At 60.2% G+C, this 6,652-nt stretch carries 7 protein-coding genes and 1 pseudogene; 3 read left to right on the forward strand and 5 right to left on the reverse strand.

Annotation, left to right across the window (positions count from 1 at the left end):
- Positions 1-55 precede the first annotated feature (55 nt).
- Positions 56-1,060, reverse strand: coding sequence for an anion permease (locus tag AB4048_RS14980; protein WP_442202758.1), 1,005 nt, complete (start codon positions 1,058-1,060; stop codon positions 56-58).
- The gene (locus tag AB4048_RS14985) at positions 1,060-1,704 is read right to left on the reverse strand and encodes a DUF47 family protein (protein WP_442202759.1); all 645 of its coding nucleotides are present in this window, start codon (positions 1,702-1,704) and stop codon (positions 1,060-1,062) included. Before AB4048_RS14985 ends, AB4048_RS14980 begins: the two co-directional genes overlap by 1 nt.
- 253 nt (positions 1,705-1,957) lie before the next feature.
- Here AB4048_RS14985 and AB4048_RS14990 point away from each other — a divergent pair, with 253 nt between their 5' ends.
- Positions 1,958-3,412, forward strand: coding sequence for a DHA2 family efflux MFS transporter permease subunit (locus AB4048_RS14990; protein ID WP_442202760.1), 1,455 nt, complete (start codon positions 1,958-1,960; stop codon positions 3,410-3,412).
- A gap of 54 nt (positions 3,413-3,466) precedes the next feature.
- Here AB4048_RS14990 and AB4048_RS14995 read toward each other — a convergent pair whose 3' ends face one another.
- From AB4048_RS14995 to AB4048_RS15005, 3 genes are all read right to left on the reverse strand, one after another.
- Entirely contained in the window at positions 3,467-3,589 is a 123-nt protein-coding gene (locus AB4048_RS14995; protein ID WP_442202770.1) for a hypothetical protein, read from the reverse strand.
- Between the two features lie 238 nt (positions 3,590-3,827).
- Entirely contained in the window at positions 3,828-4,529 is a 702-nt protein-coding gene (locus AB4048_RS15000; protein WP_442202761.1) for an MgtC/SapB family protein, read from the reverse strand.
- A gap of 40 nt (positions 4,530-4,569) precedes the next feature.
- Entirely contained in the window at positions 4,570-5,325 is a 756-nt protein-coding gene (locus AB4048_RS15005; protein WP_442202768.1) for an SDR family NAD(P)-dependent oxidoreductase, read from the reverse strand.
- Positions 5,326-6,093: 768 nt separating this feature from the next.
- On the opposite strand from AB4048_RS15005, the gene AB4048_RS15010 reads away from it, so the two are divergent.
- Together AB4048_RS15010 and AB4048_RS15015 are read left to right on the forward strand one after the other, a co-directional pair.
- Positions 6,094-6,219, forward strand: coding sequence for an ABC transporter (locus AB4048_RS15010; protein ID WP_442202762.1), 126 nt, complete (start codon positions 6,094-6,096; stop codon positions 6,217-6,219).
- A gap of 149 nt (positions 6,220-6,368) precedes the next feature.
- Positions 6,369-6,652, forward strand: a pseudogene (locus AB4048_RS15015) (hypothetical protein); the annotation flags it as partial.

Here is a 6,652-nt window from a genome sequence, read left to right on the forward strand (position 1 = left end):
ACTCGATTGGGCCTAACCGCTCGAAGGCCGCACCAGGCCCGCCGGACCGCAAGGATCAACCGATCAGGCTGGCAAGGAAATAGGTAAGCGCGGAAATGAGTGCGGCGGCCGGCATGGTGATCACCCAGGCGATGACGATGTTGCCAGCAAGACCCCAACGCACGGCCGAAAGGCGGCGCGCTGCGCCGACGCCGATAATGGCACCGGTGATCGTGTGCGTCGTCGAAACGGGAATGCCAAGGGCGGTGGCCGCGAACAGCGTCAGCGCTCCGCCGGTTTCCGCGCAGAAGCCCTGCATCGGGTTGAGCCGCGTAATCTTCGACCCCATCGTATGCACGATGCGCCAGCCGCCGAACAGCGTACCGAGCGCCATCGCGGACTGGCAGGAAAGCACGACCCAGAGCGGCACATGGAACTCCGGTCCGAGTTGTCCTTGCGAGAATAACAGCACGGCAATGATGCCCATCGTCTTCTGTGCGTCGTTGCCGCCATGCCCGAGCGAATAGAGCGAGGCGGAGAAGAACTGCATGATGCGGAAGCTGTTGTCGACGGCGAAGGGCGTCTGGCGAACGAAGATCCATGTGACCAGCAGGACGAGAAACAGCGCCAGCACGAAACCGATCAGCGGCGACATCACGATGGCGCCGGCGGTTTTAAGCAGTCCCGACCAGACGATGGAGCTAAAGCCGCTCCGCGCAAGGCCCGCGCCGACGAGACCGCCGACCAGCGCATGCGACGAGCTGGAAGGGATGCCGAACGCCCACGTCACGATGTTCCAGACGATCGCGCCCATCAGCGCCGCGAAGATAACCTGCGGCGTGACGATGTGCGGATCTATGATGCCGGTGCCGACCGTCTGCGCCACATGCAGCCCAAAAAACAGAAAAGCGATGAAATTGAAGAAGGCCGCCCAAAGCACCGCGTATTGCGGCCGCAGCACCCGCGTGGAAACGATCGTCGCGATGGAATTGGCGGCGTCGTGAAGCCCGTTCAGGAAATCGAAAAACAGCGCGACCGCGATCAGCGCGACCAGCAGCGGGAAGGCGAGGGTCAACTCCATCAGACGTTCTCGATCACGATGCCGCTGATCTCGTTGGCGACGTCCTCGAAGCGGTCGACGACCTTCTCCAGTTCGCCGTATATCTCGCTGCCGATGATATAGGCCATGGGGTTGCCGGTGCCGTGGCGGCGGAACAGATCCTTGAGGCCTTGCTCGTGCAGCTCGTCGGATCGTCCTTCGACGCGAACCACTTCCTCGGTGATTGTGCTGAGACGACTTGCATTGGTGCCGATGCGGCTGAGAAGCGGGATCGCCTCGGCCACCAGCTTGGCGGCCTGCACGACGGTTACGCCCATTTCCTGCATGCGGGGCTCGAAGCTGGTCTGCTCGAACAGCCGGATCGTCTTGACGGCCTTGTGCATCATGTCGATGGCATCGTCCATCGACATGATCAGGTCCTTGATATCGCCGCGATCGAAAGGGGTAATGAAACTCCTGCGCACCGCGAGCAGCACTTCGCGCGTAATGTTGTCGGCCTCGTTCTCAAGTTCGACGATCCGTCGGCAGTGCTTCTCCGTATCGCTTCCTCCGGCAAGAAGAGCCTGTAGGGATTCCGCAGCGCTGACCACCGTGCGCGAATGCTGCGCAAAAAGATCGAAAAACCGGTCTTCGCGGGGCAGGAGCGCCCGGAACCATCCCATCATCATCAATTCCAATCGTCGATTGTCGTATGGCTGTCATAATCCACGCCGGCGTTGATGAAAAGCGTCAAGGAGCGTGGTCCACACGCGTTGCGCGCCAAGTCTATCGATCCATTATCGAGCGCATGGATGAGATTGGTAGCGACGCGCCGTGCCGCTCTTTTCGATGTGATCGCTTCAAAAACGGCATCGACAGACAAAACCAAGAGCGTAAATAGCGATAGACGTCCTTGTCCGGATTCGGAGCAGCCCTTCCATGAATGACACGTTCACACGCCGCGAGGCGCCTCCCGCCTCCGGTTCGCCGCTTGTGATCGCCCTTCTTGTTGCCGGCGCCTTCTTCATGGAGAACCTCGACGGCACGGTCATCGCGACGGCCCTGCCGCAGATGGCGGTGTCCTTCGGTGCGCGACCTGTCGATCTCAATATTGGTATGAGCGCCTATCTGCTGACGCTCGGTATCTTCATCCCGATCAGCGGTTGGATCAGCGATCGCCTAGGCGCGCGCCTGGTCTTTTCATCTGCCATCGTCATCTTCACCCTTGCCTCCGTCTTTTGCGGCTTTGCCAACAGTCTCGCGGTCTTCGTCGCCATGCGGGTCCTGCAGGGCATCGGCGGCGCAATGATGGTGCCCGTCGGACGGCTTGTGGTGCTCAACAATACGCCCAAGGAGCGGTTGATTTCGGCGATCGCCACCATCACCTGGCCCGCGTTGGTCGCGCCAGTCCTCGGTCCACCGCTCGGCGGCTTCATTACGGACCACGCCACCTGGCGCTGGATCTTTTTCCTCAACCTGCCGCTCGGCGCGCTGGCGCTGATCTTTGCGCTACGGCTGATCCCTCAGACGAAGGTCGCGCAAAAGCGCCCGTTCGACTGGATCGGTTTCATCCTCAGCGGCGTTGGGCTGGCGAGCCTGACATATGGGCTGGAGCTGGTCGGGGGCGATGCGCCGAACTGGGCTTTGACCGCCGGTTACGCCGCAATCGGCGTCGTACTGCTCGCGATTGCGACGGTGCATTTTCTACGCGCTGATCATCCGTTGATCGAATTGGCCGCGCTGAAAGAGCCGACCTTCGCGATCACGCTTGCCGGAGGGTCGCTATTTCGCATGGCAATCGGCGCTGTGCCCTTTCTTCTACCGGTAATGTTGCAGGCGGGGTTTGGGCTCGGCGCCTTTCACGCCGGGCTTCTGACGCTTGCGGTCTTTGCCGGCAATCTTGCGATGAAACCCGCGACCACGCCTATCCTCAGGCGCTTCGGTTTCAAGCCGGTGCTGATCGTCAACGGTTTGCTCAACGCCCTCTTTATCGCCGCCTGCGCGCTGTTTTCACCGGAGACGCCGCTCTGGTTCATGCTGCCGGTTCTCTTCATCGGCGGCCTCTGCCGTTCGATGCATTTCACGGCACTCAACACCATCGCCTTCGCCGACGTCCCGCAGCGGCAGATGACCGGCGCAAACACGCTGTTCAGCACCGCGTTTCAGCTGACCATGGGCATGGGGATCGCGCTCGGAGCGATCGGCATACGCATAGGCCAGGTCGTCGCCGTACCCTTGGGTCTCGGCGGGGCGCCAGGCATCGAATTCCGGCTCGCTTTCCTCTTGCTGGGTTTGATCGCGCTTCTCGGCACGCTCGACTGCCTGCAACTCGATCCGAAGGCAGGCGAAAACGTTTCCCGCAAGCCGAAATCAGCGGGCAAAAAGGACCAGTGATGTCGTTAAGTTCGGCGTGAGGCGATGGCGCCCCACGCCTTCTTGGCGGTCATTTCAATGAAGCAGCATCGCGGGGATGCTCGCCAGTAGGACGAGAAGCATGGCGATCGTCGCCATGCGCATTGCCTTCAATCTGCGAGTACGCTGACCTGTCCAGTCATATACCATCTTTCGCATAGCACCGTTCCTGAGCGATGGCGCAAGCGGCGTTCGACCCAATTCTCTCCTGAACGCAAGCACTTGCGCAGATTCAAAAACCCTTATGCGTCAGTTGTGCGGGCCGGTATGTTACTGCGCGACGCTTAAGGCCGACTCTTGGAATGAGCGGTATCGTTGTTCGAAATCCTTGCTCGGAGCTTACCTCAACATCTGCTTTTGGCGCTTTTTAAGGCAGCGGCCGCCAACCGCCGCCGAACTATGCATCCGGGCCTGCCGCGCCAACGATTTCAAAGGTCTCGATCACATGGTGCTCGCCGACTAGCGTCAGAAGCTCGTGAGGTCGCTCATAGGAGATGCTGCGCCAGCGGATGTCGAAGGTTGTGCGCTCTCCGTCTGGCTGTCTCCTCACGCTGACAAAGCGCGGTCTGTAACCTGTTCCCTCAAGCAGTCGCGTCAGGTTGGGCACCCCGGAATCACCTGACGAGGCAACGGCCATCAGTGCGCGACGCTCGCGGGGGATGCGATTTTCCAGCCATTTGAGCAGCCAGACCGTGATGATGGTAAGCGCGGTGGCGGCACCGCCAAGAGCTAGCTGGCCGCTGCCGAAGCACAGCCCGATGGCGGTAATGGCCCACAGCGTTGCCGCGGTCGTTACGCCGGTGACGAGGTTCTCACGCCTGAAGATCGCGCCGCCACCAATGAAGCCCACGCCCGTCAGGATGCCGAGCGGCAGGCGCAGCACGTCGATGTTGACAAATGAATTGGTCGCCTTGCCGACGGTCGACAGCAGCAAATTGGCGTGGGCCATTGTTACGCAAGCGGCAAGGCCGACGAGGATGGTCGTCCGGAGCCCGGCGGAATGACCGTGAACCTCCCGGTTGAAACCGATGAGGGCGCCAGCCCCCACCGTCAGCAATAATCGAAGAAGGATGTCCTGCCAGGTCGGGTCGAGTATCATGCGGCGGAAAGTCCCATCAGGAAAGGTGAGTCAGGGCCAGTCAATGCGACGTGTACGCGCCGTCCACCGCCTGGTAGCTACCGGTTATAAAACTCGCCTGTTCAGACAGCAGGAAGCACGCGAGCGCGGCAACCTCTTCCGGCTTGCCGCGCCGGCCCATCGGCTGCAGCGCTTCCATGCGCTTGGAGCTTGCGAGTTCTTGATGCTCGCTCAATAGCGGGGTTTCGATCCAGCCCGGGCCGATAACGTTGATGCGGATGCCGAAGCGCGCATACTCGATCGCTGAAGCTTTCGTCAGGCCGACGACGCCGTGTTTGGCGGCCGTGTAGGCCGAGGCCAGCGGCAATCCGACGGTCCCCAGAATGGACGAAACGTTGACGATCGCGCCGCCGCCGCGCGCCATCATGGCGGTGATCTCGTGCCGCATACAGTAAAAAACGCCGTCGAGATTGACCTTCATCACCCGGTGCCACTCGTCAAGCGGATAGTCCCCTGTCGGCTTGCGGGCGCCGTGTACGCCAGCGTTGTTGACGGCAAGATTGAGGCCCCCGCATTCCTTAACGGCGAAGTCCATCAGCCGCCCGACAGAGTCCGGGTCGGTGACATCAACGACGAAGGGGAGGGCGCTTCCTCCCAGCGAACAAATCTCGCCGGCTATCCGCTCTGCCGCATCGGCATCGATATCGGCGACTACGACTTGCGCCCCCTCGCTGCCGAGCTGCCGGGAAATAGCAGCACCTATTCCCGAACCTGCTCCCGTCACCACCGCTATCTTGCCATCGAGGCCAAGTTTCATCATTCCAGTCCTTATTCCCATGCCTGTTATCGGGCAGAGGCGACGGATGGCGCAAGTCGTTTCATTCCTCGTTCAAACGACTTGGCGCCCACCACCATCGCGGCCTGCCGCGCCGCGATAACAGCACATCTCTATTGATTAGCATACACTTATCAAATTTGCGTTATCTCACGCCGGTGCCCCTTGGCGGGAACCACTGTCGTCGACGCGAGCGAACGTTTTCTCCACTATGTCGAGCCAGGAGAGCGAGCGACACGCCATGGTGCAGCTGTCGGGCAGCAAGGCTTGAGTTTCAAGGCGAGGCGAAGATTGGTGACAAGATGGAGTGGCGCCTTCCTTGGAAATCCGACCGACGAAAGATGCAGCGTAAGCCTCGGCTGAGGCGATAGCCAATGGCTTGCCCGGTGGACTTCTCAATCCGCTTGGTGGAGTTGCGCTCTCCCTTTACCAAAGCGGATAGGACACTATGTTCCTTATACACGGAACTAACGAGCCCTGGTCGATCGGCCTGCGGTGTCGAATGGTTGCGTGCGCATGGACCAACGCCAACGCCGTCGATCTCTAAAGTCGTGCGGCGGTTGGCACCCGAGTACTGCTATCTGATGGCGTTTACCATTCGAAGTCGAAGGGTTGGCCATGTGCATTTCGTACTGCTAATGTAGTGAAGCTGCAAACTGTGTTCTTTCTGCACTAGCCAAGGCGCGGTTTGTCGCTAGACTCTGATGTGTTGCCTTCGATAAGCTATCCACATGAGGAGAGGACTTCTTGATGAGCAGAATTGTAGTCGTGATTATCGCATTGTTTGCCGTTGCCAATCTTAGTGCCTGCGGGTGGGACATTGGCAAAGGAAAAGGCAAGGCCCCGCCGCCAGCAGCGGCAGCGGTCTACAAGTAAGTTGGCCTTCGATTAGGGGAAGGGCCAACCTGGCCCTTCCCCCCTTTAACCCGCCAGGCTTCATCCCGTTTAAAAACCACGGCGTGCAAGAGTGGCTGATCGGCTGATTTCACGCCCGTGCTCGTCAGGGCAGGTAGATGGAGCGTTTGATGACCCTTAGAAAAGGCCGTCTGTCGCTTGTGATTGCGATGGCATGCGCGCTGGCGTCCTGCCAGACGGAAGACAAGCCCCCCCAGCCACGTTTCACATCAGATAGCAACAATTTGTCAGCGGCCGCGCCGAAACAGGTCGCCGCAAACCGGCATTTTATCGAATTTCGCTCGCGTTATGCGTTGAGCTATGGCCACACCTATGTGGTCTTCGGCACACTCGACAAGAACGGAAACCCGATCAATCCGGAGGTGGCAGGCCTTGCGCCCGCTTCTCACGAGCC

The organism is Rhizobium sp. RAF56 (assembly GCF_052113965.1).
GTDB lineage: Bacteria > Pseudomonadota > Alphaproteobacteria > Rhizobiales > Rhizobiaceae > Rhizobium.